The 26037-nt window shown below is 61.3% G+C and carries 22 protein-coding genes; 14 read left to right on the top strand and 8 right to left on the bottom strand.

The annotated features are described in order from the left end of the window. Positions 1 to 107: 107 nt before the first annotated feature. Both GA0061103_RS21200 and GA0061103_RS21195 read right to left on the bottom strand, forming a co-directional pair. Positions 108 to 2090, bottom strand: coding sequence for a polysaccharide biosynthesis protein (locus GA0061103_RS21200; protein ID WP_092714704.1), 1983 nt, complete (start codon positions 2088 to 2090; stop codon positions 108 to 110). A 215-nt stretch (positions 2091 to 2305) separates the two neighbouring features. Next, positions 2306 to 3982, bottom strand: a complete 1677-nt coding sequence (locus GA0061103_RS21195; RefSeq protein WP_092714702.1) for a GumC family protein — start codon at positions 3980 to 3982, stop codon at positions 2306 to 2308. Positions 3983 to 4176: 194 nt separating this feature from the next. Between GA0061103_RS21195 and GA0061103_RS21190 the strand changes: the two genes are divergently transcribed. The 12 genes from GA0061103_RS21190 (at position 4177) to GA0061103_RS21130 (ending at position 19332) form a co-directional block, all read left to right on the top strand. Beyond that, on the top strand, positions 4177 to 5256 hold the full coding sequence (locus GA0061103_RS21190) for a glycoside hydrolase family 5 protein (RefSeq protein WP_092714700.1): 1080 nt from the start codon (positions 4177 to 4179) through the stop codon (positions 5254 to 5256). An 88-nt stretch (positions 5257 to 5344) separates the two neighbouring features. Beyond that, entirely contained in the window at positions 5345 to 6580 is a 1236-nt protein-coding gene (locus tag GA0061103_RS21185) for a hypothetical protein (protein WP_092714698.1), read from the top strand. Between the two features lie 154 nt (positions 6581 to 6734). Continuing rightward, complete coding sequence (gene purU / locus GA0061103_RS21180; RefSeq protein ID WP_092714696.1) at positions 6735 to 7619, top strand: formyltetrahydrofolate deformylase; 885 nt, start codon at positions 6735 to 6737, stop codon at positions 7617 to 7619. Positions 7620 to 7718: 99 nt separating this feature from the next. Then, a complete protein-coding gene (locus tag GA0061103_RS21175; protein ID WP_092714694.1) occupies positions 7719 to 8270 on the top strand; it encodes a hypothetical protein in 552 nt (183 codons plus the stop codon). Positions 8271 to 8404: 134 nt separating this feature from the next. Then, positions 8405 to 11332 carry an aminotransferase gene (locus tag GA0061103_RS21170; RefSeq protein ID WP_092715160.1) on the top strand — a complete coding sequence of 976 codons (2928 nt, stop codon included), beginning with the start codon at positions 8405 to 8407 and terminating at the stop codon, positions 11330 to 11332. Between the two features lie 511 nt (positions 11333 to 11843). Beyond that, on the top strand, positions 11844 to 12038 hold the full coding sequence (locus GA0061103_RS21165; RefSeq protein ID WP_015338438.1) for a hypothetical protein: 195 nt from the start codon (positions 11844 to 11846) through the stop codon (positions 12036 to 12038). A 295-nt stretch (positions 12039 to 12333) separates the two neighbouring features. Then, positions 12334 to 13332 (top strand): P1 family peptidase, encoded by a 999-nt coding sequence (locus GA0061103_RS21155; protein ID WP_092714690.1) that lies wholly within the window; start codon positions 12334 to 12336, stop codon positions 13330 to 13332. A gap of 17 nt (positions 13333 to 13349) precedes the next feature. Continuing rightward, positions 13350 to 14267, top strand: a complete 918-nt coding sequence (locus GA0061103_RS21150; RefSeq protein ID WP_092714688.1) for a LysR substrate-binding domain-containing protein — start codon at positions 13350 to 13352, stop codon at positions 14265 to 14267. A gap of 158 nt (positions 14268 to 14425) precedes the next feature. After that, positions 14426 to 15955, top strand: coding sequence for an ABC transporter substrate-binding protein (locus GA0061103_RS21145; protein WP_092714686.1), 1530 nt, complete (start codon positions 14426 to 14428; stop codon positions 15953 to 15955). A gap of 145 nt (positions 15956 to 16100) precedes the next feature. Then, positions 16101 to 17054 carry an ABC transporter permease gene (locus tag GA0061103_RS21140; RefSeq protein WP_092714684.1) on the top strand — a complete coding sequence of 318 codons (954 nt, stop codon included), beginning with the start codon at positions 16101 to 16103 and terminating at the stop codon, positions 17052 to 17054. Further along, a complete protein-coding gene (locus tag GA0061103_RS21135; protein ID WP_092714683.1) occupies positions 17051 to 17917 on the top strand; it encodes an ABC transporter permease in 867 nt (288 codons plus the stop codon). Before GA0061103_RS21140 ends, GA0061103_RS21135 begins: the two co-directional genes overlap by 4 nt. Before the next feature lie 23 nt (positions 17918 to 17940). After that, positions 17941 to 19332 carry an amidase gene (locus GA0061103_RS21130; protein ID WP_092714681.1) on the top strand — a complete coding sequence of 464 codons (1392 nt, stop codon included), beginning with the start codon at positions 17941 to 17943 and terminating at the stop codon, positions 19330 to 19332. A gap of 20 nt (positions 19333 to 19352) precedes the next feature. Here GA0061103_RS21130 and GA0061103_RS21125 read toward each other — a convergent pair whose 3' ends face one another. After that, complete coding sequence (locus GA0061103_RS21125) at positions 19353 to 19832, bottom strand: Lrp/AsnC family transcriptional regulator (protein WP_092714679.1); 480 nt, start codon at positions 19830 to 19832, stop codon at positions 19353 to 19355. Between the two features lie 151 nt (positions 19833 to 19983). Here GA0061103_RS21125 and GA0061103_RS21120 point away from each other — a divergent pair, with 151 nt between their 5' ends. Next, complete coding sequence (locus tag GA0061103_RS21120; protein ID WP_245304837.1) at positions 19984 to 20883, top strand: DMT family transporter; 900 nt, start codon at positions 19984 to 19986, stop codon at positions 20881 to 20883. 34 nt (positions 20884 to 20917) lie between these two features. Here GA0061103_RS21120 and GA0061103_RS21115 read toward each other — a convergent pair whose 3' ends face one another. The 4 genes from GA0061103_RS21115 to GA0061103_RS21100 form a co-directional block, all read right to left on the bottom strand. After that, positions 20918 to 21157 (bottom strand): hypothetical protein, encoded by a 240-nt coding sequence (locus tag GA0061103_RS21115; protein WP_092714676.1) that lies wholly within the window; start codon positions 21155 to 21157, stop codon positions 20918 to 20920. 74 nt (positions 21158 to 21231) lie between these two features. Continuing rightward, entirely contained in the window at positions 21232 to 22086 is an 855-nt protein-coding gene (locus GA0061103_RS21110) for a C40 family peptidase (RefSeq protein ID WP_092714674.1), read from the bottom strand. Positions 22087 to 22102: 16 nt separating this feature from the next. Continuing rightward, positions 22103 to 22447 carry a MarR family transcriptional regulator gene (locus GA0061103_RS21105; RefSeq protein ID WP_092714672.1) on the bottom strand — a complete coding sequence of 115 codons (345 nt, stop codon included), beginning with the start codon at positions 22445 to 22447 and terminating at the stop codon, positions 22103 to 22105. A 369-nt stretch (positions 22448 to 22816) separates the two neighbouring features. After that, positions 22817 to 24208 (bottom strand): leucyl aminopeptidase family protein, encoded by a 1392-nt coding sequence (locus tag GA0061103_RS21100; protein WP_092714670.1) that lies wholly within the window; start codon positions 24206 to 24208, stop codon positions 22817 to 22819. 167 nt (positions 24209 to 24375) lie between these two features. Here GA0061103_RS21100 and GA0061103_RS21095 point away from each other — a divergent pair, with 167 nt between their 5' ends. Next, positions 24376 to 25206, top strand: coding sequence for a tetratricopeptide repeat protein (locus GA0061103_RS21095; RefSeq protein ID WP_092714668.1), 831 nt, complete (start codon positions 24376 to 24378; stop codon positions 25204 to 25206). Positions 25207 to 25299: 93 nt separating this feature from the next. Here the strand turns inward: GA0061103_RS21095 and GA0061103_RS21090 are convergent, their stop codons facing one another. Further along, entirely contained in the window at positions 25300 to 25944 is a 645-nt protein-coding gene (locus GA0061103_RS21090) for a LysE family translocator (protein WP_092714666.1), read from the bottom strand. Positions 25945 to 26037: the final 93 nt, after the last annotated feature.

The following is a 26037-nucleotide window of genomic DNA, read 5'->3' as shown; positions in this document are numbered from 1 at the left end:
AGGAAAAGTGCGCAGCGGTTTTCCGTCCGAAATTGCGTGAAAACAAGGAGCTAGAGCGTTTCAGAGTTTCCGTGAAAAGCTGAACCGCTCTAACGGCGGATACGCGTCTATAGCTGCGCAACGTTGTCGAGGTTCGGCTGATCGACCGTCAGATCCGTCTCGCGCTCGCGATAGACCAGATCGACCACTTCGCTGCTCGGCGCATAGCCGGAAACGAGCTTTTGCAGTAAGGCTCTGGCCAAGGGGATATCGTTTTCATCCAGCGCCGCCTCAAGCGCGGCGAGCCGCTTCGACAGCTCCGACCAGGGCAGGAAATCCTCCTTGGCCTGCATGATGCGCGGATGGCTGGTCGGCTGCGGGTTGTCGCCGATCAACAGTTCCTCAAAAAGCTTCTCGCCCGGTCGCAGGCCAGTGATTTCAAGCTCGATATCGCCATCCGGCTCGTCCTCATCCCGCACGGTCAGGCCGGACAGTTCCACCATTCGCCGCGCGAGATCGGCAATACGCACAGCTTCGCCCATATCGAGCAGGAAGACATCGCCGCCGCCCGACATCGCGCCCGCCTGGATCACAAGCTGCGACGCCTCGGGAATGGTCATGAAATAACGGGTGATATCAGGATGCGTCAGCGTGATCGGGCCGCCATCGCGGATCTGCTGGCGAAAAAGCGGCACGACCGAACCGGAGGAGCCGAGCACGTTGCCGAAGCGCACCATGGCGAAATTGGTACTGTCGGTGCCGGGCTTGCGATCGGCGTCCATCGCCTGCAGCACCATTTCCGCCAACCGCTTGCTGGCGCCCATGATGTTGGTCGGACGCACGGCCTTGTCGGTGCTGATGAGGACGAAATTTTCGACACCATGATCGCGCGCGGCTTCGGCCGCTATCTGCGTTCCCTGCACATTGTTGCGGATGCCTTCGACGGGATTGTATTCAACGAGCGGCACATGCTTGTAGGCAGCGGCATGATAGACGGTCTTCGGCCGCCAGGCCTGCATGATCTGCCTGATCCGCTGGCCGTCACGGACGGAAGCCAGAAAGGGAATGATGCGCACATCGGCATAGCCGGCGGAGGCGGCCGCCTTCTCCAACTCGCCGTGAATGGCATAGAGGGCGAACTCGCTCTGCTCGATCAGCAGCAGCGCAGACGGACCGTTCTTCAGGATCTGGCGGCAGAGTTCGCTGCCGATCGAACCGCCGGCACCGGTGACCATGACGACCTTGCCGCGAATATTCTTGTCGATCAGGCCGCGGTCCGGAGCGATCACGTTGCGACCGAGCAGGTCCTCGATGTCAAGCTCGCGCAGATCCGAAACCGCGACGCGGCCTTGAGCGAGCGCCGTCAGATCTGGCATGGTCCGGACGGTGACGCGAGCCTTGCGCATGTCTTCAAGGATTTCGTTGCGCCGCTGCCGTGTGGCATTCGGCAGGGCGAGCAATACGCCCTTGATCTCGCCCGAGACCACGAGCGCCGGCAGATCGGCCGGATCGTAGATCGGCAGGCCGCCCATGATGCTGCCATGCAGGTTGCGATCGTCGTCGAGATAGCCGACGACGTTCAGTTCCGCACTGTTGGCAAGGGCGCCCGCAAGCTGACGCCCTGACGCGCCGGCGCCATAGACCAGCACCTTGGCGAGCTGATTGCGATTGAGAAGGCGCTGATAGGCGTTGCCAAGCCAGTAACGTGTCCACATGCGCGACAGGCCGATCGCGATCAGCAGCAGCAAGGGCTGCAATATGCCGACGGTGCGGGGCACGCCCGGCACGCTGATCGCGGTAAAAATCGTCATGAAAGCGAGAGCATAGATCGCCACAGCCTTTACGACCGTCACGAAAGCCGAAAGACCCGCATAGCGGAAGATGGCGCGGTAGAGGCCGAGGACGATGAAGATCGGAATGGCAAGCAGAAGCGAAACGACCGCAGGCAGCCACTCGACGCCTTCGAGAATGACCCAGTCGTCGAGGCGAAGACAATAGGCAAACCAGACCGTCAGCACGCACAGGCTGGCATCGACAAGCAGCGCAAGCGCGCGCTTGGTGGAGCGCGGCAACGCCAGAAACGGCAGAACGAGTTTATCCGCGGGCACCATCGATCAGCTTTCCCTGGCGCCAGTCATCGGAGCAACGCACCGCTTTTCTCGCATAGATTGTCTCACAAAGTATCGCACAACGCCTAATGACCGTATCGCGCTTCCATTAGCAAGACCCGATCATCCCCAGCGCCGATTTACATTTAGAACAGTCGGCGCGCAATTGCATCCTCAATGCTGAAAAAGGCCGACGATGCGAAAGGGTAAGACGATGATCACTTGCCGAAATAGCCGCGGATGACGGGATGCCGAAACAGGCCGAGGAGAATGGCAAACGCCATGCCAAGACCGGCACCAAAGATTGCGCCGGCGATCAGCCCGGCCACCATCATCACCTTGCGGCTCGGCCCATCCGCCTTCAGTGGCGGTTCCGCCTCCGAGATCACGCGGATATTGCTCTGCGACAGGTCCTGGGCATCGCTCGCCTGACCGGACCGTTTCAGCAGCGATTCATAGAGATTGCGGGCCGCGGTCGCCTTGCGCTGCAGCTCGTTCAGGCCGACAAGCTTGCCTGAGGTATTGACCTGCGAGGCCTTCTGCACGGCAAGTTCCTTGGCGATATCCTGCTCGGCCTTCTGTGCCTGCTCGTAATCGGCGCGGGCCGAGGTCATCTGCCGCTGCAGCTCCGCACGGATTTCGGCAGCGAGGCTATCCAGCGACGATTTTGCGGCGAGCAGGCGCGGATGGCGGGCGCCGAGCTGGCTTTGAAGGCTGCCGACATTGGCCGCCATCGTCGCATATTGCTGCCGGAGGCTGCTCAAAGCCGTCGACGTCACGCCTGCGGACGGATTGTTGGAGACTACGTCTTCAAAGCTGAGCTTGCCGGCGGCGTCCGCGCGGGCTCTTGCCTCGATCGTCTTCTGCTGGGCCGTCACCAATAGGTCGTTCAGAGCAGTCAGGCGTTTGTCGGAGATCAGATTGCCTTCGACGGCCACCATGTCGTTGTCGGCGCGGTAGGTTTCGACTGCCTTTTCGGCTGACAGTACCAGCTGGCGCAGATCCTCCAGGCGGGAGTCGAGTGCCGTATTGCTGTTCTTGTAGGTGCTCGCAGCCGCCTTGCTTTCTTCCTCCATGAAGGAGGTCACAAGCTGGTTGGCGATCTCGGCCGATTTTTGAGGATCGCCCGTCGTCACCTTCGCATTGACGACGTAGGTGCTGGACTCGCGGGCGATCTGCACGGCTTTCGCCAAGGCGGCGGTAGCCACATATTTTGCTGCCTCGCCGGTGGCGCCGCCATTGAATTTCGGATCCTGATCGAGTTTCAGTGCATCGACGACGCCCCCCAGCACTTTGCCGGAAGACAGGATCTGCGTCTGGCTGTCGATCATCGTCGTGATCAATTCCGGTGGCGTCGGAGCCTGCTGGGCAGAATCGGAGCCTCCGACCGGCCGAGGGTCGAAATAGAGGCTGGTCTCGGCGGTGAATTTCTGCGGAATAAGGGGAATGACCGCGCCGCCCAGAACGGCGCCGGCACCCGCCAGGGCAAGAACCACAAACTTCTTCGCCCAGATCGAAGCGATGGCCGATCGAAGATCAAGCAATGGCAACTTTGCCGCCGGTATCGATGCCGCTGGAGCAGCAGCGGACATCGGAGCAACCGCAACCTGCTCGACGGTCGGGATCGCCGCAGCGACAACCGGCTCGGCAACGGGGCGCGGGACCACCGGCTCCTCGACATCGGATCGCTTCGGCGGGCTTTGCGGAACGACGGCATCCGCGATAGGCGCCTCAAGCTCCTCGGAATGTGCTATAGGCTCGGCAGCGGCGACGAAATCCCGAGGGCGCAAGACAGGACTGCGCAGGCGCATACCGTCGCGCCGTATGTCAGACGGCTCGGTATCGCGCCAACCCGCAAGTCGGTCCGATCTCTTGCTTCGTTCCATTGAGCTCATGGCAGACTTTCAATGCTCCGCAGGCGCATTCCACGCAGCAGGTACCCGAAGTTTAGAAACGTTTGGCTAACGGAACATTAAGGACGCTCTCAGGAAATCGCGTGGCGGGCGCAAGCAGGATCCATCCCTTCATCATTGCTCAACACCATCATCCCTATGAAAAGCCACACCCGCACGGAAGGCAGGGCCATGCAATGACCGCATCGATGACGAAAACTCTGCGACGCCTGCTGGCCGCCACGGTCATGCTCGCTTTCACGGCGCAGGCGGAGAGCTCCCTCGCGGCGCAGCAGCTATGCTATCGCGGCGTCAATCTGTCCGGCGCGGAATATGGCGAGCGTGGCGGGGCCGTGAATGTCAATTACACATATCCGTCCGAGCAGACCGTGCGCTATTTCGCGGAAAAAGGCATGAATACGATCCGCCTGCCCTTCCGATGGGAACGGCTGCAGCCCGTGCTCGGAGCGCCCCTCGATGGCGACGAACTGCAGCGGCTGAAGGATGCCGTCGACCTCATCCAGAAACATGGAATGGCGGTCGTTCTCGATCCGCACAATTACGCCTATTACGACAAGACCCAGCTCAAACAGGCTCCCGCGACCGATCTTGCCTTCGGCGATTTCTGGGCGCGGCTTGCAGTCGAATTCGCCAATCGGAAGGGCGTCGCCTTCGGCCTGATGAATGAGCCGCACGATATCAAGGCTCCCGACTGGCTCGAACTTGCCAATACCGCGATCCGCAGCATCCGCACCGTCGGCGCGCGCAATCTCATTCTCGTGCCGGGCACGAACTGGACCGGCGCACACAGCTGGTCCGCCGATGTGCTTGGCGGTGGCGCAAACGGCACCGTGATGCTCGGCGTCAAGGACCCGATCGATTTCTACGCCTTCGAATTCCACCAGTATCTGGATTCGGACAGCTCCGGCACGCACCCGGTCTGCGACGGCACCGACAATGCCGTGAAGGGCATGAACGACGTCACCGACTGGCTGCGCAAGAACGGGAAGCGCGGATTCCTCGGTGAGTTCGGCGTCGCCGCCAATGATGGTTGCCTCGACGGTCTCAAGCAGGTTCTCGACATCATGAACGCCAACGGCGACGTGTGGCTCGGCTGGACCTACTGGGCCGCTGGCGACTGGTGGCCGCCGGAAGAGCCGCTCAACGTCCAGCCCCACAACGGCCGCGACAAACCGCAGATGAAGGTTCTCGCCGAAGGCCTGAGCCGAAAGGTGTCGCTGGCGCCTTCATGCGCGCTGGTCAAGCCTGCGAAATGACCGGTAACGGAGAGCCGGCTCTTTGTCGCGAATCATCGGGCTGATATGTTGCCGCGGCCAGTGAAGACGCCACGACCTCGGATATCTCATGCAACGTTCAGGCGAAAAGCAGCCGATCAATTTCGTCATTCTCACGATTTCGCTGCTTGCGGTCTGCTATAACTGCATCCTTGCCTTCATCAATCACAATATCACGCCGCTGACGCCGAGCTCCGTCGTGCTGTCCGAAGTTCTGCTGCAGGTCGCCGCTTTCACCTACCTGCTGACGAAAGGTATATATGAAGAGGACATAGCGCCGCTCCTTTACCTGCTGCTGACCATCGTGCTGACGGTTTTTGTCATCGCCATCAACAAGCAGGCCTATATCGACCATCTCCGCAACGTGATGATCATCTTCGCCTTTTCGATCATGGGGCGGCTGGCTAACGAGCGCACTGTCAAGCTTGCCTTCAAGATTTCATGCTTCATCGTGCTTGCCGTGCTTGTCCTGGAAATCGTGTCCGTAAAGCAATATGTCGCGCTGTTTCATCCGGCCGAATATTTCCAGAACACGCGCGGCGTGCCGCCGGCCACCTACAGCGATCTTGGCCTGTTTCGCGGCGCACTCGGTTTCGAGGGCCGATTTTCCTTCGGCCTGATCGATCACCGGTCGTCATCCATCTTCCTGGAGCAGGTCTCGCTCGCCAATTTCTGCGGCGTCATGGTGCTGTATCTGATCAGCTTTTCCAATCGTCTCGGGTTGCTGGAGCGACTGCTGTTTTTCTCGACGGTCGTGCTGATCCTGCTGACGAACGACACGCGCACGATGCTGATCTTCAGCCTCATCTGCGTCGCAGGCTATTTCATCTATCCCTGGCTTCCGAAGGCGCTGGATCTGCTGACGATGCCCGGGATCATCATTGTCGGTTTCGTCATTCACGCGCTCAAGCCGACCGTGACGGGCGATAATTTCGTCGGGCGCATCAATGGCACGGTAAAGGCTTTCCTCGGCATGGACCTGCAGAGCACCATCGGCCTGCAGCTCGATCAGGTCGGCATCTTCTTCGACAGCGGATACGTCTACATCATCTATGGCGCCACCATCTTCGGCCTGATCCTGTTCTGGCTCTATGCCTCGCTCTATCCGGGCGGCGAAACGGTCAATCAGCGACGCCTCGGTCATGCGCTTTCCCTCTTCCTGTTCCTCAATCTGATGATCGGCTCCACGGCCATCTTCTCCATGAAGACCGCCGGACTCGTCTGGCTTCTTGTTGGATTCCTGAAATTCAACGAGGGAGCCCTGGCAAAGCGGCCGCAAAAGCTTTCGCTGGCAACCAGCGGCTGAGGCGGGGATGCGCCGTTCGAAGACGCAACGGGAACGGCTTTTTGCCTGCCATCCTGCCTAAATATCCGTCGAAACATGGCTGGGGGGAGGTATTTCCCAGACCTCCGATTTCATCTAAGCAGGCGGACATCCTCGGGATATGAAGAGAAGAGACATGACGAGCTATGTATTGACAGTGACGTGCCAATCGACGCGTGGGATTGTTGCGGCGATCTCGAACTATCTGGCCGGTGAGGGCTGCAACATCGTCGATTCCAGCCAGTTCGATGACCTCGACACCGGCATGTTCTTCATGCGCGTCTCCTTCATCTCAGAGGAAGGTGTCGGCCAGGCAGCGCTCATCGAAGGCTTCAAGCCGATCGCGGAAAAGTTCGCCATGGTTTCGGAGATCCATGACGAGAAGAAGCGCATGAAGGTGTTGCTGATGGTGTCGCGCTTCGGCCACTGCCTCAACGACCTGCTCTATCGCTGGAAGATCGGTGCTTTGCCGATCGACATCGTCGGCGTCGTCTCCAACCATTTCGATTACCAGAAAGTGGTGGTCAATCACGATATCCCCTTCCACCACATCAAGGTGACGAAGGACAACAAGCCGCAGGCGGAAGCCCAGCTGCTGGATCTGGTCGAGCAGACCGGCACCGAGCTTGTGGTGCTGGCCCGCTACATGCAGGTTCTGTCGGATGCGCTGTGCCGAAAAATGTCTGGGCGGATCATCAACATCCACCATTCCTTCCTGCCGTCCTTCAAGGGAGCCAATCCCTACAAGCAGGCCTATGAGCGCGGGGTGAAGCTGATCGGGGCGACGGCGCATTATGTGACGGCCGATCTCGACGAGGGTCCGATCATCGAGCAGGACACGGCGCGCATCACGCATGCGCAGTCGGCCGAGGATTATGTGTCGATTGGCCGTGATGTCGAGAGCCAGGTACTCGCCCGCGCCATCCATGCGCATATCCACTACCGCACCTTCCTCAACGGCAACCGCACCATCGTCTTCCCGGCAAGCCCGGGCTCCTATGCCTCCGAGCGCATGGGGTGAGACGCCGAGGTTCGGTTTCGGCCGTCTTCCTTCCCTTTTCGCTTCGAAGCGCGATTTGATATTACAACTGTCGAATCGCCCGGAGATTGAGGAGAGGACATGTCATTCTACCGCAATGGTGCGCTGCTGCTGGCGGCGCTCCTGCTATCTGCGCCGGCATCCCATGCCGAAACGTCGGAACAGGATCCGTCCAAGATCGATCTCGCCAAGCTGATCGAATGCGCGACCTATGACGTGCCGAGTTACAACAATTTCGCCCTATGGCTGACCGGGCCGGAACGCGCCACAGCCATGAAACTATTCGGCATTGCCGAGCTGCCATCGGACAATCCGTTGCTGCGCGAATTCCAGCTTTCGATACCCATGACCGTTTTCGGGCGGCAGACGAACAGGATCGTCTTCGCCTCCACCGGACCGCTTGCCGTGCTCGACGAGGCAGATCCGCATCCACTCGCCAAACAGCTTGGCGTGACAGCGTCGGTCGACCAACCGAACAAGTTTCTCGGCGAGAAGGTCATCCTGTCGCGCAAGGACCAGCAGGAAAATTCGGACACCGTGCTGGAAACACGCATCTCGCTCAACGTCTCCACTGTCGATACTCATCCGGGCAAGACGCTTGCCGGTTGCAGCTATTCCATCGAGGTCGAATAGGCTGCTATGCCTAGCCGGCTGCATTCTGCGGCCTATCTTCCTCCTCGCCGCTCGACTACCCTATCTGTTTTGGGTAATTTTCTTTAGGATGGAATGGTTTAGTGTCGATGCGAATGAACCATCCGGGGGATGCCATGGCCGACGCCACGCTCGTGAACCGTATGCAACTGCCGAGACCGGACGTGACACCGGAGGAGGCTGCCGAGATCCTGCAGATGCATTACGGTCTGAGCGGGACGCTGACCGAGCTCGGCAGCCAGCAGGACCGCAACTATCGCATCGATGCCGGCGACAATGCCTATGTGCTGAAGATCTGCCGGACCGAATACGAGCTGGTCGAGCTGGAAGCACAGAACGCCGCCATCCGCTATCTGCATGCCAAGCCGGATGCGCCGCGCGTGCCCGAGGTCATACCCTCACTGAATGGCCGCGATATCCTCGCCATTACCCTTCGCGAGCAGGATTACCTCATCCGGCTGCTCCGTTTTCTCCCCGGCCAGACGCTGACGCGGCGCAACTACCTGCCGCCGGCTTCGGTGGCCGGGCTCGGCGCGCTTTCGGCGCGGCTGGCGCGCGACCTTGCCGATTTCGATCATCCCGGCCTGCACCGCAGCCTGCAATGGGACCTGCGACGGGCAGGACCGGTCGCCGTGCAGCTGCTGTCGGCCATAACCGATCACGAGGCGCGCGACCGAATCGCCAAGGCGATGGTCGCCGCCGTCAAGCGCATCCAGCCGCTTGCCAGCCAATTGCGCGTTCAACCGGTGCATCACGATGTCACCGACGACAATGTCGTCAGCCATCCCGATGCGCATGGACAGCTCGTGCCCGATGGCGTCATCGACTTCGGCGATATCATCCAGGGCTGGCTGGTGGGCGATCTCGCCGTCACCTGTGCATCGCTGCTACATCACGCGGGCGGCAACCCCTTCCATATTCTTCCGGCGATCAAGGCCTATCATGCGATCTATCCTCTGGAGGAAGTCGAAGCCAAGGCCCTGTGGCCGCTGATCGTCGCGCGGGCCGTCATCCTCACCGCCAGCACCGAGCAGCAGCTCGCCATCGACCCCGACAACGACTATGTGCGCGGCAATCTCGATTTCGAACGCGAAATCTTCAATGTTGCAACCGAGGCGCAGCCGGACGTCATGGAAGCAGCGATCCTCAAAGCGATCGGTTTCGATGTCGCGCCAGTGGTGACCGACGGCTGGTCGCCGTTGCTGCCCGACATAGACCCCTCGCAGATTGCCGCCATCGATCTTTCCGTCACCGGGCCTGACTTCATGGACGGCAACTGGCAGAAGCCGGATATGGACTGGCGGCTGCTTGCCCAGACGGCAATCGCCTCCGGAGCTGCGGCGACCCGCTACGGCGAATTCCGCCTGTCTCTCGCCGCCCCGCTCAATATGGCGCCGCCGCAGAATTTCGCCCTGCATTGCGATATCTGCCTGCCGGCGGGCGCCACTGTCGCCGCGCCTTTTTCTGGCCTGCTGCAACGGCAGGGCCAGCATTTCGTGCTGGTCGGTGAAGAAATCAGCCTGCATCTCGACGGTATCGAGAGTGCTCTCGAGGACGGAGCGGCCATCGAGCAAGGCGCAACAATGGGGACGATCGGCAGCGAGGGTTCGGCGATCGGAGGATTGCGCATCCAGCTTTGCCGCGTGCCCGGCCTCGTGCCGCCGCTTTTTGCGACGGCGGATCAGGCGGAGGGATGGTCGGCCGTCTCCCCCTCGCCCGCCGCTCTCCTCAATCCGGCCTGCGAGGCGCCGCGGCCGGACGCCTCCGCGCTGCTTTCTCTGCGCAATGCCCGCTTCGCCAAGCCGCAGAAGCACTATTACGAGTTCCCGCCGCAGATCGAGCGCGGCTGGCGCGAATTCCTGTTCGACATGCAGGGGCGCTGCTACCTCGATATGGTCAACAACGTCACGACCCTCGGCCACGCCCATCCGCGCCTGACGGCAGCGGTCGCCCAGCAATGGTCTCGCCTCAATACCAACTCCCGCTTCCATTATGCAGCCGTTGCCGAATTCTCCGAGCGGCTGGCAACGCTGGCGCCGGAAGGTCTCGACAGCGTCTTCCTCGTCAATAGCGGTTCGGAAGCCAATGATCTGGCGATCCGCCTTGCCTGGGCGCACACGACCAAGAGGAACATGCTCTGCCTGCTGGAGGCCTATCATGGCTGGACGGTTGCGAGCGACGCGGTCTCCACCTCGATCGCCGACAATCCGCAGGCGCTGACGACGAGGCCGGATTGGGTGCATCCCGTCCTCTCGCCGAACACCTATCGCGGGCCGTTTCGCGGCCCGGATTCCGCGATCGACTATCTCAACGACGTCATGGCGAAGTTGCAGGCGATCGACGAAAAGGGTAATGGCCTTGCCGGCTTCATCGCCGAACCGGTCTATGGCAATGCCGGCGGCATCGCGCTGCCGCATGGCTATCTCGCCGGCGTCTATGATGCGGTGCGCCAGCGCGGCGGCCTTTGCATCGCCGACGAAGTGCAGGTCGGCTACGGCCGGCTCGGTGAGCATTTCTGGGGCTTTGAAACCCAGGGCGTCGTGCCCGATATCATCACCATCGCCAAGGGCATGGGCAACGGTCATCCGCTTGGCGCCGTCATCACCCGCCGCGAGATCGCCGAATCGCTGGAAAAGGAAGGTTATTTCTTCTCGTCGGCCGGCGGCAGCCCGGTCAGCTGCGTCGTCGGCCTCACCGTTCTCGACATTCTCAAGGACGAGAATCTGCAGGAAAATGCCCGCGTCGTCGGCGACCGGCTGAAGGCTGGGCTGATTGCTCTCATGGATCGCTTCCCGCTGATCGGTGCCGTGCATGGCACGGGGCTTTATCTCGGCGTGGAATTCGTGCGCGACCGCGAAAGCCTGACGCCGGCGACCGAAGAAACGGCTGCAATCTGCGAGCATCTGCTCGATCTCGGGGTCATCATGCAGCCGACCGGCGATCACTTGAATGTGTTGAAGATCAAGCCGCCACTATGCCTCGCAGCCGAGAGCGCCGATTTCTTCGTGAAGGCCCTGGAAAGGGTGCTTGAGGATGGATTTTGACGTTCTCGTCACGCCGTTAACCATTGAGGTGTTTTAGCGGCGCACGAATTTTAACGCTGCCGGGGCATTGTCGAATCTCGCGCCAGTTCCTATCTGTCACTCGGTGATCGGCGAGCCACACCGACACGGGTAGCAATACGAAGGTTTTAAGACAACCTTCCCCGCAATCCGCCAGGCTGGAAATTTTATTTTCCCGATCGTCGACATTTTGACATCTTTCGGAATATGTTTCTGAGGATGCAATTGCTATTATCTACTAATGTAGTGGATAATAGTGCACCAATCACGGTGCTCCGCTACTGGGGCCCCTAGCAAGTACAACGCCAATTGAGGAAGTGACATGCTGAATAGAAAAGTCATCGCTTCGATCCTTGGGCGGTCCGTGCTTGGCAATGACCGTTCGGGCGCGCTCTCCCGCCCGTGCTGTCGAATGTGACGTTCGTCCTCCCTACCGGAATCAAACAGTCAATTCGCCATGTCTGCGCCGTGCGTGCGCAGAGGGAGTCTATTTATGAAGAAGCAAGTCATCGAATACGCCGGCGTTCCCGTCGGTATCGTCGTTCCTGACCAGGATCGGCTCAAGTTCATCGCTGTAAAATATCATGTCCATGATCTAGACGAGCAGCATTTCAGAAATGCGGACGAAGTGAAGCTGGCAATACGCGACCTTCTCTCCCGCCAACAGGCAAAACCGATCCATGTTTGATGGGTCGGATCACCTCTATTTTCGCATTACAAAATCACCCGCCCTCGTGGTTCGAGACGGCCCTTCGGGCCTCCTCACCATGAGGGCTAGTCTTTCGCGCTAAGCCCGCCAGTCGACATTTCGTCGATTCGCCGCACTCTCTCCGCCCTCATGGTGAGGCGCGCAGGCTGAAGGCCGAAGCCTCGAACCACGAGCGCCGGCCCCAAAGACCTCAACCACCTATCTTGTCTTTTCCCCCTCTTTACGGTCCTATCGCCATGACGACCTCGCGTTGTAAACGGCGAAGGATTTTTCATTGGCTGATCTCCTCAATCTCCTGACCGACGTCGAAGGCGTCGCCGTCGGTCACTCTACCGATCTTGCACTCGGTTCCGGCGTCACTGCCATCATCTTCGATGAGCCGGCTATCGCCTCCTGCGCTGTTCTCGGCGGCGCGCCAAGCGGGCGGGATACGGCGCTATTGGACCCGGCGATGACTGTTGGTACGGTGGATGCTCTCGTTCTTTCCGGCGGTTCGGCCTTCGGCCTCGATGCGGCAGGAGGGGTGCAGGCAGGCTTGCGGGAGATCGGACGCGGCCTTCAGGTCGGCAGCGCGCTGGTGCCGATCGTGCCGCAGGCGATCCTGTTCGATCTCATCAACGGCGGCAACAAGGATTGGGGATTGCACTCCCCCTATCGCGATATGGGATATGCTGCCTTCAAGGCCGCCAATAAAGGACCGTTTGCGCTTGGAAGCATCGGCGCCGGCACCGGCGCCACGACGGCAACAGTCAAGGGCGGCCTCGGCTCGGCGAGCGCCGTCAGCAGTAGGGGATACAGGATCGCCGCCATCGTCGCCGTCAATGCGCTCGGTTCCGCCACCATCGGCGACGGTCCGCATTTCTGGGCGGCGCCCTTCGAGGAGAACAGCGAATTCGGTGGCCTCGGCATGCCTGAGGCGATCGATTCCCGCCTGCGACTGAAGGGCACCAACATCACCGCCACGACCATCGGCGCCGTCGTCACCGATGCTCAGCTGACCAAGGCGGAGGCGCACCGCCTCTCCATCTGCACCCATGACGGTTTTGCCCGGGCGCTTTTGCCGACACACCTGCCGCTCGATGGCGATACCGTGTTTGCGGCGTCTACCGGCAAGCACGCCCGGGACGACATGCCTGGTTTCATGGAGCTCTGCCATCTAGCCACCATCGTCATGGCGCGTGCCATCGCCCGCGGCGTCTACGAGGCAACGGCACTGCCGGTCGAAGGTGGACAAGCGGCGTGGCGGGATCGCTTCGCCAAGCCCGCCGCTTGAAGCCGGAGATCCCTCGCATGCAGATTCGCGCGCTGATCTATTTCGACGAGTTAGTCCGCACCAATTCGATGCGGCAAGCGGCCGAAAACCTCAACGTGGCGCCGACGGCGATCAGCCGGCAGATCGAGAACCTCGAATATCACTTCGGCACGCAGCTGGTCGAACGCAGTGCCCGCGGCATCAAATTGACGGCTGCCGGCGAATTGCTGGCGGAACGCGCCGGCCGGACGCTGCGCGAGCTCGACCACGTTCACCAGCTGATCGAAGACCTGAAGGGCCTGCAGCGCGGGACCGTCAGCATCTATGCCAACGGCGCGTCGGTCGCCAATATCCTCGCGCCGGCGCTTGCCGAGTTTAGCCTGCGCTATCCGCGCCTGCGGTTCGACGTGACCATCACCAGCGCCCGCGGCGCCATCGAAGCCGTCAACAATGCCGAGGCCGATATTGCGGTAACGCTGTTTGCCCCGCCGCTTTCCGGCACAAAGGTACGCCTGCGTTCCGAGCTGATCTATGATGTCATCGCCGCCGCCTCTCATCCGCTTGCTGCCGCCAGCGAGATCACGCTTGCGGAAATCTCTGCACACCCGCTCGCCGTCCCCGATCGCTCCTTCGGCGCAAGGCAGGCCTTCGACGCGTTGTTCGAACGTGCGGGGCTGAGGCTCGATCCAGTCTTTGAGACTGGCTCGCTGGAAATGCAGAAGGAACTGGTGCTGCGTGGCGCGGCAATCACCATGCTGCCGGCACTCACAGTTCAAAGGGAGATCGAGGCGGGGCAGCTCGTCGCGCGGCCCGTTGCGGGCGGCATGGGGGTACGGACGCCGGTCGATCTCTGCGTCGCACCCGATCGCCAGCTCTCCTTCGCGGCCGGCAAACTGCTCGATTTCATCGAGCGCTTCATGCGCCAGCAACTTTCCGCCAAGGGGAGGCAGGATTGAGCGAAACACAGTAGAAGATCAAACCAGTGTAACGGTTTCGGCTACACTGAGCACACATTTTCGGAATTGTGTGTGCGCCTATGAGATGACACTATCCTGAAAAAGACCGCAGGCCGGAGGGAAGCCGGACATGCGGGCAAAAAAGCAAGGGAACCGACATGACCAAGTTTTCACGCCCGAGCCTGGGCGACGTCGCGCGCCGGCTTGCCTATGGCGCCGCAGTTTCCGCCGGCCTGCTGATGATGGGCCTCGCACCGGCCGAAGCCGCGAAGACGACGCTCAATCTCGGCATGAGCGTCGAGCCGACGGGCCTCGATCCGACGATCGCCGCTCCCGTCGCGATCGGCCAGGTCACATGGCAGAACATCTTCGAAGGGCTGGTTGCGATCGACGAAAACGGCAAGATCGTACCGCAGCTCGCCAAGAGTTGGGAGATTTCGCCTGATGGCCTCACCTATACATTCAAGCTGCAGACCGGCGTGAAATTCCACGACGGCGAGACCTTCGATTCCGCCGCCGCCAAGTTCACGCTCGATCGCGCCCGCGGCGCCGATTCCGTCAATCCGCAGAAGCGCTTCTTTTCGACCATTGCCTCGATCGACACGCCGGACGCGGAAACGCTGGTACTGCATCTTTCCTCGCCGACCGGCAGCCTGCTCTATTGGCTCGGCTGGCCCTCTTCGGTCATGGTCGGGCCGAAGTCCTCCGCCAATGACAAGACGACGCCCGTCGGCACCGGCCCGTTCAAATTCTCCTCCTGGACGAAGGGCGACCATGTCGACCTGGTCAAGAACCCGGATTACTGGAACAAGTCGGTCGACGTGAAGCTTGAGAAGGTAACCTTCCGCTTCATCGCCGATCCGCAGGCGGAGGCCGCCGCGCTGAAAGCCGGCGATGTCGATGCCTTTCCGGAATTCGCCGCGCCGGAGCTCATGAGCTCCTTCGAGGGCGATGCCAGGCTGACGAGCAAGATCGGCAATACCGAGCTCAAGGTCGTGGCCGGCATGAACAACACCCGCAAGCCTTTCGACGACAAGCGCGTGCGTCAGGCCCTGATGATGGCGCTTGACCGCAAGACGATCATCGAAGGCGCATGGTCCGGCTTAGGCACCGCGATCGGCAGCCACTACACGCCGAACGACCCCGGCTACAAGGACCTGACCGGCACGTTGCCCTATGACGCCGCCAAGGCCAAGGCGCTGCTTGCCGAAGCCGGCTATCCAAATGGTTTCACCTTCACCATCAAGACACCGCAGATGGCCTATGCGCCGCGCAGCGCACAGGTCATGCAGGCGATGTTTGCCGATATCGGCGTGACGATGAACATCGAGCCGACGGAATTTCCGGCGAAGTGGGTGCAGGACGTCTTCACCGGCCGCAACTACGACATGACCATCGTCGCCCATGCCGAGCCGCTGGATATCGATATCTATTCGCGCGATCCCTATTACTTCAATTACAAGAACCCGGCGTTTAACGATCTCATGAAGAAGATCCAGCTGACGGCCGATCCCGCCGAGCAGAACAAGCTTTATGGCGAGGCGCAGAGCATTCTTGCCGAGGATGTGCCGGCGCTCTTCCTCTTCGTCATGCCGAAGCTCGGCGTCTGGGACAAGAAACTTAGGGGTCTCTGGGGGAACGAACCGATCCCATCCAACGTGCTGACCAACGTCTCCTGGGAAGATTGACCGCTCCAACAGTTTGATTGGGCATGATCTTGGTATTTCTTTCGCGCACGACGGCCACCTCCTTCTCCCCAGCGCGGAGAAGGAGGTGTCAAAGGCCGCACCAACTCCGCATTCTTAGCCGAATTAGCCTGGCCATGGACTTGCTATGATCGCACTGCTCACCCGCCGGATTTTGGGACTTGTGCTGACGCTGATCGCCGTCTCGCTGCTGGTCTTTGCCGTCATGGCGCTGCTGCCGGGCGACCAGGCTGCGATCACGCTCGGCACCTCGGCGACACCGGAAACGCTTGCGGCACTCAGACATGAGATGGGCCTCGACCAGCCGTTGATCGTCCGCTACGGCCAATGGCTTGCCGGCGCGCTGACGGGCGACCTCGGCACGTCCTATACCTATGGCGTGCCGGTCACGGGCCTGATTGTGGAACGGCTTACCGTTACCCTGCCGCTCGCGATCCTTGCCATTTTGCTCTCCGTTCTCGTTGCCGTGCCGCTCGGCGTTGCCGCGGCGGCACGGCGCGGCGGCATTTTCGATATCATCGCCACGCTGTTTTCGCAGATGGGCATTGCCGTGCCGGGTTTCTGGGTCGGCCTCTTGCTGGTGCTTCTGTTCGCCACTTCGCTTGGCTGGATGCCGGCGGGCGGCTTTCCCGGTTGGGAGAGTGGATTCTGGCCCTCATTGAAATCTTTGGTGCTGCCCGCGATCGCGCTTGCACTGCCGCAGGCGGCGGTACTGACCCGCGTGACGCGCTCGGCCGTGCTCGACACGCTGCATGAGGATTTTGCCCGCACGGCGATCGCCAAGGGCCTGTCGCGCAGCCGCGTGCTCTGGGGGCATGTGGTGCCGAATGCGCTGGTCCCGGTGCTGACCATCCTCGGGCTGCAGTTCACCTTTCTGGTCGCCGGCGCCGTGTTGATCGAGAACGTCTTCACCCTGCCCGGCCTTGGCCGCCTTGCCTATCAGGCTCTCAGCCAGCGCGATGTCATCGTACTTCAGGATGTCGTGTTGTTCTTTGCCGGCCTCGTTATCGTCGTGAACTTCCTGGTGGATCTCTCCTATCTCGTCATCGATCCCCGACTGCGCGCCGGAGGAGTACGATGACATCAATCGAAGCAGGAGCTGCCACCCAGCCCTCCCGTCGCCGGTTTCGGGCGCTGCGACGGATGAACCTCATCGTCGGCGCCGTCATCATCCTTGCGCTCGTCTGCGTCGCCATCGTCTCGCTGTTCTGGACGCCGGTGCCGCCGGCGAAGATGCAGATCCTCCACAAGCTGCAGCCGCCTTTTGGCTTCGGGCTTCTCGGCACAGATCAGCTCGGTCACGACGTCCTGTCAATGCTGATGGCCGGTTGCTGGAATTCGCTGTCGATCTCAGTCTCGGCCGTTGCGATCGGCGGTACGCTCGGAACGATCATCGGCGTCACGGCTGCTGCGCAGCGCGGCCTGTTCGAGGCGCTCGTCATGCGCGCCTGCGATGTGATCTTCGCGCTGCCGCCGATCCTTTCAGCCATGATCCTCGGCGCCTTCCTCGGGACGGGGCGGATGACGGCCATCGTCGCCATTGCCGTTTTCATGGTGCCGGTCTTTGCCCGCGTTGCGCTCGGCTCGGCGCTGCAGGCCTGGAGCCGGGACTATGTGCTGGCGGCTCGCGCCATCGGCAATACGCAACTTTCCATCACGCTGCGTCACGTCCTGCCGAACATCATGAGCAGCATCATCGTCCAGGCAACGATCCAGCTCGGCCTTGCGATCCTGACCGAGGCCGGGCTTGCTTTTCTGGGCTTGAGCGTACCGCCGCCGGCGCCGACCTGGGGCCGCATGCTCGCCGATGCGCAGACCTATTTCCACCTCGCGCCGTGGCTCGCGCTCCTGCCGGGTCTTGCCATCGCGCTCTCCGTTCTCGGCTTCAACCTGCTCGGCGACGGGCTGCGCGATCTCCTCGACCCCCGCGAGGCGACGCGCTGATTGAGACATGAAGAGTATAGACCATGACCGAACCTACCGATCTTTCCATCCGAGACCTCCGGCGCAAGTTCGCCGACAAGAGCCTGTCACCCAGCGAATACTGGCTCGCGCTCGAAGCGCATATCGAGGCATGGGAGCCAACGATCGCCGCTCTCTATGCCTATGATCCCGAGGATGCCCGCAAGCAGGCCGCGGCCTCCACTGAGCGCTGGGCGAAGGGTGTGCCGCTTGGAACCCTGGACGGTATTCCGGTGACGCTGAAGGAGCTGATCGCCACCAAGGGTCAGCCGGTGCCGCTCGGCACAGCGGCCGTCGAGCTCGTTCCTGCCGCCGAGGACGCGCCGATCGCCGCCCGGATGCGCGAGGACGGCGCGGTGATCTTCGCCAAGACCACCTGCCCCGATTACGGCATGCTGTCCTCGGGTCTATCGAGCTTTCACAAGCTTAGCCGCAATCCCTGGGATCCAAGCCAAAATCCGGGCGGCTCCAGCGCCGGCGCATCGGCCGCTGCCGCTGCCGGTTATGGACCGCTGCATATCGGCACCGATATCGGCGGCTCGATACGCCTGCCGGCCGGGTGGACCGGCATTTTCGGCTTCAAGCCGAGCAATGGCCGTATTCCGATCGATCCCTATTATCTTGGGCGCTGCGCCGGACCGATGACCCGAACAGTCGAGGATGCCGCCTTTTCCATGGCGACGCTCTCGCGGCCCGACTGGCGCGACTGCACCAGCCTGGCGCCTGATAACATCGACTGGATGGATCTCGATATCGATGTCCGGGGCATGAAGATCGGCCTTATGCTGGACGCAGGCTGCGGCCTGCCTGTCGAGGACGAGATACAAGATGCAGTCGTTGCTGCCGCCAAGCGCTTCGAAGAAGCAGGCGCCATCATCATCGACGTCGCGCCGGTGCTGACCAGACAGATGCTTGACGGACTGGATGCCTTCTGGCGCGCCCGCTTCTGGGGCGACATGACAGCATTGAGCGAAGAGCGCCGCAATAGCATCCTGCCCTATATTTATAGTTGGGCGAAGGGCGGCGCCGATATCAGCGGCGTCGATGCCGTTCGCGGCTTCAACCAGACCTACGAGATGCGCAAGAGCTGCGGCAAGCTCTTCGCAGGCGTGGATGCCGTGCTTTCGCCGAGCAATCCGATCGTCTCCTATTCCGCCGAATGGGCTTCGCCCACCAACGACCCGGCGCGGCCTTTCGAGCACATCGCCTTCACCGTTCCGTGGAACATGTCGGAGCAGCCGGCCGCATCGATCAATTGCGGCTTTTCCCGCTCCGGCATGCCGATCGGCATGCAGATCATCGGCCCGCGCTTCGACGATCTGCTGGTACTCCGGCTTTCCAAAGCCTATGAGGACTGGACCGGCGGCGTGACGAACTGGCCGAAACGGCCGGGATGAGACATTCCAACAGCTAAACGCTAGTCCCTCGCCAGAGGCAGGGACAAGCCGATCTTCACCCGGTCCATGGTCACAAGCGACTTGAACTTGGTGACATTCGGATTGTCGTAGAAAAGACGCCGGGCCACCTCCTCATAGGCGGACATGCTGGGGACGACGATGATGAGCACGAAATCGGCCTCGCCTGTGACGCCATAGCATTGCTGCACCTCCGGCGCTTCGAGGAAGCTGCGCTTGATCGCATTGATCAGGTCGTAGCGCTCGTTCGCGATATGCACCTCGACGACGATGGTGATCGGCAGGCCCACCGCTGCCGGATCGACAACCGCGATATTGGCCTGAATGACGCCGCTTTCCTGCATGCGCTTGATGCGCCGCTGCACGGCCGGCGCCGATAGATTGACCCGTTCGCCGATCTCGCGCTGCGGGACGGTATTGTCCTTCTGAAGAATCTCGAGAATCGCGAGGTCAAACTCGTCGAGATCGGCGGATTTGCGCATTTCAATACATCCTTACCGCAAAGAAGAAACAAAATTGCATGAAACTTGTCGCAAAGGAGCCAAATCCTCTTTCCCTATGTACTAGCTTTGCGCCACAAATCACCTGACTTGCAAAGGCACGAGAATGTCACAGCCGGACACAGAATACGATATGCGCAGCCCGAGCCTCGAAGAAGGCGCCGATGCGAAGGGTTTTCTTCTTGGCGTGGTGGCGATGCTTCTGGCCGCACTGGCCATGAGCATTTCGCCGAGCCTCGTGCGTCTTGCCGATGTCGGACCGTTCGCCAGCGCCTTCTGGCGTGTCTTCCTGGCGCTACCGATCCTTTGGATATGGATGCGATATGGCGAAGCCGCGGAGCCCAATGCGCCGCGCGCCAGCTTTACGATACCGACGATCCTCGCCGGCATCGCCTTCACGGGCGACCTGTTCTTCTGGCATCTCTCGATCATGCGGACGACGATCGCCAATGCTACCTTCTTCGCAACGATGGCGCCGCTATGGGTCGTGATCTTCGGCTGGCTCCTGCTGAGGCAAAGGGTCGGTCGCACTACGCTTCTCGGGCTTCTCGTCTGCCTTGCCGGCGGTACGGCGCTGGTAGTCCAGAGCTTGGCGTTCAATCCAGACCGCGCCGTCGGCGATGCTCTCGCCATCATCACCGGCGCCTTCTTCGGCCTTTATTTTCTGGCAGTCGGTGCCGCTCGCCCCGGGACAAACGCAGCACGCGTTACCTTCGAATTGAGCGTCATCACTGCGACGATCCTGTTCTTCATCGCCTTTTTCTTTGAACCGCGGATATTGCCGCAATCGATTTCGGGATGGGGTGTGCTTCTGGCGCTCGGCCTCATCAGCCACGCCGGTGGACAAGGCCTGCTTTCGGTGGCGCTCGGACGATTGCCGACCGTTTTCTCCTCGCTCGTCATTTTCGTGGAGTCGATCGCAGCCGCCCTTTTCGCCTGGTTCCTGTTCGGCGAAAACGTTACGCTGCTGCAGGCGCTTGGCGGCATCGTCATCGTCGCCGGCATCTGGATCGCGCGCCCTCGCACGCCTTAACTATCGGCACCATAAGCGTCGACAACAGCCGCGGCTACAAGGTCGCGGCGCCCTTGTGCGAGACATCGGCATCCAGATCGTGCAGTGCCTTTTCAATCACGCGCAAATCGTCCTGAAGGCCGTCATCGGCGCTCATCGAGCTTTCGCTGCCGGCGCGCTGGATAGCCCGAGCCTCGCTGCGCAGCTCACGAAGCCTGTCGATCTTGCCGCTTTTGCGCAGATGATTGTCGAACAGAATATCCCGCACCGTCTTTTCCATGGCCGTAATGGGCATGAGTTTTCTCCTCTCGATAGGATATCTCGATCAGGAAGATAACGAGCGAGAGAAAGGACGGTTCCGGAGCGCTATCAGTCGATGAAACGGCGATAGCCCGTCGGCCGCTCATAGAGCCAACCGATCCGTTCGATGGCCGCGTCGAAATTCTCGCGGGCGACGGTCATGGTATGGCCGTTGGCGTGGACGATGGTTTCCGGATCTTCCATGATTGCGACATGACCCTTCCAGAAGACGAAATCGCCGCGCTTCAGCTCCTCGCGCTCGATCGGCTGGCCGAGGCCGGCGGCCTGCATGTCGGTATCCCGCGGAGCGGCACGGCCTGTCATCGACAGCGCCAACTGCACGAGGCCGGAGCAATCGATGCCGAGGCCTGAGCGGCCACCCCACAGATAGGGCGTCTCCAGAAAGCGCAAGGCGACGTCGACGAAGTCGCCGCCCCGGTTTTCGCCGATCGGCTGGACATGCTTGGCGAAGATGGCTGTGCCGTCCTCCAGGACGACATAGTGATTGCCCCGCGCCTCTGCAGTACCGGTAACGCCGACAAGGCTGCCCATGGAAAGGATCGCCGCATGCGGCTTGCGCAGCTCCGGCTCGGGATAGAGGAAGGTGCGCTGCGGGACGACGACGTGGGTCGGCGCGGCTGCGCCTTCCTTGATTGCCGCCTCCGGGAGATAGCCGACATAACCGTCGGCCAGAGCCTTGACCCAGCACCAGCCATCGCGGCGTTCGAATACCGTCACCTCTTCGCCCATTAGCAACTCGGTGTCGATGCCCGAGGCAAGATCAGGCTTCGGCCGAAGCGCAATGACCGGTACTGTGATGCGTGCGCTGCTGCCCTCGACGAAGCGCTCGGCCTCGACCTTGCCCTTGAGAGAAGCCTCTGCGAGATCAGGCCTGAAAGCATTGAGACGGCGGTCGAGCGTCATGGCGGAATTCCTGAGGTTACAGTTTGCGGCCGTGCTCGATGACGAGATCGCCGAGTTTTTCAAGATAGAGCGCGCCGGTGACTGTTCGCTTAATGATGACGTTGCGACGATCGCGATCGTCGCGCACGCGGTCGACCAATCCCATCACGCCCATGGTGTCAAGCGCCCGGGTGATGACCGGCTTGGTGACGCCGAGGGTTGCAGCAAGGCCACGCACGGTATGGGGCGGCGGCACGAGATAGATTTGAAGCAGGATCGCCGTCTGCCGCAGCGTCAAATCGTGATCCTCGCGGCGCACCTGAGCGAGCGTCACGCCATGCCAGAGGCCGAGAGCCTGTGAGGCAGAGAGTTCGAGCGGCAAGGGCAACCCCGAGGATTCGTTACGCTACCGTTCCAGTTTCGGCCAAGATCATGGCGGTTTCAAGGGGTGTTTTGGTTCTAGCTCCTTCGAAGATGGACTTTCGAGTCATAGAACTCGCGGAGGGTGCGCACCCCCCTCTGTCGCTTTCGCGACATCTCCCCCACATGGGGGGAGATCGTTCGGAGTTTGCCGCTCGTCGACCTCAAAACAACGAACTGCGATTTCAGCAGGCACGACGTTAGCTTGTGGCAGGTATGTGCAGCGAGTGACCAATCTCCCCCCTTGTGGGGCAGATGTCGCGACAGCGACAGGGGGGGTATCAGAGGCCCGGCATAGTCGAACACCCATCTGCTCGCGATAATGTAGCCCCTACCGTACGCTCTGCCTGATGTGATGATACAGCGCCCGGATTGCCTGGGCCTCGCCGCCGCCGGGCGAATGGGGCCGCTCGCTCGGCGCCCAGCCATAGATGTCGAAATGCACCCAGCTCGGCGTCTTCGTGACGAAGCGCTTCAGGAACAGAGCCGCGGTGATGGAGCCGGCCATGCCGCCGGCAGGCGCATTGGTGATATCGGCAAATTTGGTGCGGATATCCTTGTCGTAGCCCATATAGAGCGGCATCCGCCACAGCGGGTCATCCGTCTCCAGGCTCGCCTCGGTCAGATCGCTGGCAAGTTCGCTGTCGTCCGTGAAGAAGGGCGGCAGGTCGGGGCCGAGCGCGACGCGGGCAGCACCCGTCAGCGTCGCCATGTCGATCATCAGGTCCGGTGTATCTTCATCGGCATAGGCCAGCGCATCGGCGAGGATCAGCCGTCCCTCGGCATCCGTATTGTCGATCTGCACGGTCAAGCCCTTGCGGCTTCTGTAGATATCGCCGGGGCGGAAGGCGTTGGCCGAAATCGAATTCTCGACGACCGGAATGATGACGCGCAGGTCGACCTTGAGCTTGGCGTCCATAATCATCAGCGCCAGGCCCATGACGTTGGCAGCACCGCCCATGTCCTTCTTCATCAGCAGCATCGAGGATGCCGGCTTGATATCGAGGCCGCCGGTATCGAAGCAGACGCCCTTGCCCACTAGCGTGATGCGGCGATGGCCCTTCTTGCCCCAGCGCAGTTCCAGGAGACGCGGCGCATCGGCGCTGGCGCGACCGACTGTGTGCACGAGGGGGAAATTCTCCTTCAGCAGATCATCGCCAATGATGACGGACATTTCTGCCTTGTAGTGCTCGGCAAGCGCCCGGAAGGCCGCTTCGAGCTGTTCCGGACCCATGTCGTTGGTCGGCGTATTGATGAGATCGCGGGCGAGGAAGACGCCGGCGAGCTGGCGCTTGATATCGGCAGCATCGGCATCGCGCGGGATCATCAGCGTCGGTGCTGCGGTTTTTTCCGACTTGTAGCGGTCAAAACGGTAGCTGCCGAGACCGAAACCGAGCGAGAGCCGGTTCGCCGTCAGCGGCGCGGTCTCGATATGCCAGTCACCAGCCGGCAGGCTGCGTGCCAGCTTGCCCGTGAGGAAGGGTTGCTCGGACGGATTGGAGCCGAGGCCGAACAAGGCTCCGCCTAGATGCCCCTCAGCGGTCGGGATCAGCAGCAGCGAGCCGCTTTCAGCCTTGTAACCCGCCTTGCGTGCCCAATCGAGCGCGATGGGATCGATGGTGCCTGTCTCGATATGCGCCGGAGTGACGGCAAAGATCGGCAGGGTCGCGCCACCCTTCGAATTGAAGGGTGTCGCGCGCTCGATGAATTGATAGGGGGCCATGACTATCCTTTGACGATGACTTCAGGGAATCGGGGACTTCAGGGAATCGAGAGTTAACCGTCTGTTAGGGTTAACAGATTATTGCTGGAGCGAACATTGCGTCGAACCTTTCCCTGTTCCGATTCTAGGCCGGGCGCAAGACTATAAGGAATTCAGGGATAAGCGACATGCCCGCCGTCTCAATCACGTCTTCGTTCAGCACCTTCCTTTTCCGGGGGGCTTCCGCCGCACTTCTGGCGCTTGCGCTTGCAGGCTGCTCGACGACTGGAAAAGACAGGATGACGACTGGCTCGATCCCCACGGCGTCGCGGCCTCTCGACACGATGAACAGCACCGATCTTGCGCAGGCGACCGCCACGTATGGCAAGGCCTATGACGCCAATCCTAGGGATCGCGATGCAGGCGTCAACTACGCCAACGCCTTGCGCATGAGCGGCCGTAATGATCAGGCGCTTGCAGTCATGCAGCAGGTGGCGATCGCCAATCCGACCGACCGCGGCGTGCTGGCGGCCTACGGCAAGGCACAGGCGGCAGCTGGGCAGCTCGACGAAGCGCTCTCGACCATTGACCGCGCACAGCTGCCGGACCGGCCGGACTGGCGGCTGGTTTCGGCGCAGGGTGCCATCCTCGATCAGCTAGGACGATCCACCGACGCACGGGCCAAATATCGCGATGCGCTCGTGCTCGCCCCTAACGAACCGACCATTCTTTCCAATCTCGGCATGTCCTACGTGCTGACCGGTGATCTCAAGAATGCGGAAAGCTATCTTCGCACAGCTGTCGCGCAGCCGGGTGCCGATAGCCGCGTGCGGCAGAATCTGGCGCTCGTCGTCGGCCTGCAGGGCCGCTTTGCGGAGGCCGAACAAATCGCTCGCCAGGAACTGACGCCGCAGCAGGCAAACGCCAACGTCGCCTATCTGCGCGGCATGCTGGCACAGCAGAACTCCTGGCAGAAGCTTGCCGCCAGCGGCGACACCAGGAAAGTAGCCCAGCAATAGAGCAGGAGAACCGTAACGGCCTCCCTACCCAACTTTCGAAAACGGAACTCGTCAGCGGAGCCGTTGAGGCACACGCCCGATAGCCGCAGGCCTTTAACGCCAGATGTGGCGCGGCAGCCCCTCGGCGACAAGCCGCGCGCCGAGGGCGCCCATCACAACGCCCGCCACCCGATCTATCCATAACTTCGCACCGAGATAGATGGCCCGCGGCCGGTTCGAAGAAAAGGCCATCGTGACCACCGTGTACCAGCCCACTTCGACCAGGAAAACTGCGGGCGGAACCGTAAACAGCAGCCAGGGAGCCGGAGCCGCCGGCAGGAGTGCAGCGAAGATACTGCCGTAGAAAATGGCCGTCTTCGGATTGCTGAGCTGCGTGCCGAGCGCAAAGAGGAAATTGCGCATCACACCGCCCGCCGCCGGCGTCGTAGGCGCATCGATGGGAAGATCGTCCGCAGCACCGCGCCAGATGCGGATGCCGATATAGATCAGATAGAGGCCACCGGCGACTTTTAGCGCCAGATACAGCCATTCAACTTTCATCAGCAATGCGCTCAAGCCGAACAGGGCCAAAGTCGCGAAAATGACGCTGCCTGTTCCCATGCCGAAGGCGGCGGCAAGACCTGCCTTGCGCGAGCGGGAAACGGCGATGCGCGAAACGAGCACGAAGCTCGGGCCAGGGCTCACCGCACCGATGAAGACTGCCGCGATGACGCTGAAAAATATTGCCAAGGATGACATGTGAGACCTCCCAATATGGTCGATACAAACGCCCGGCGCCTTTCCGGAACGATGCGCCTGACGCCCATCGGCGACATTGCATGGAAGATAATC

This window comes from Martinezella multihospitum, from assembly GCF_900094585.1.
Lineage (GTDB): Bacteria > Pseudomonadota > Alphaproteobacteria > Rhizobiales > Rhizobiaceae > Rhizobium > Rhizobium multihospitium.
Note: the sequence above shows the minus strand (reverse complement) of the source record. Positions and strands in the feature narration are given on the sequence as shown.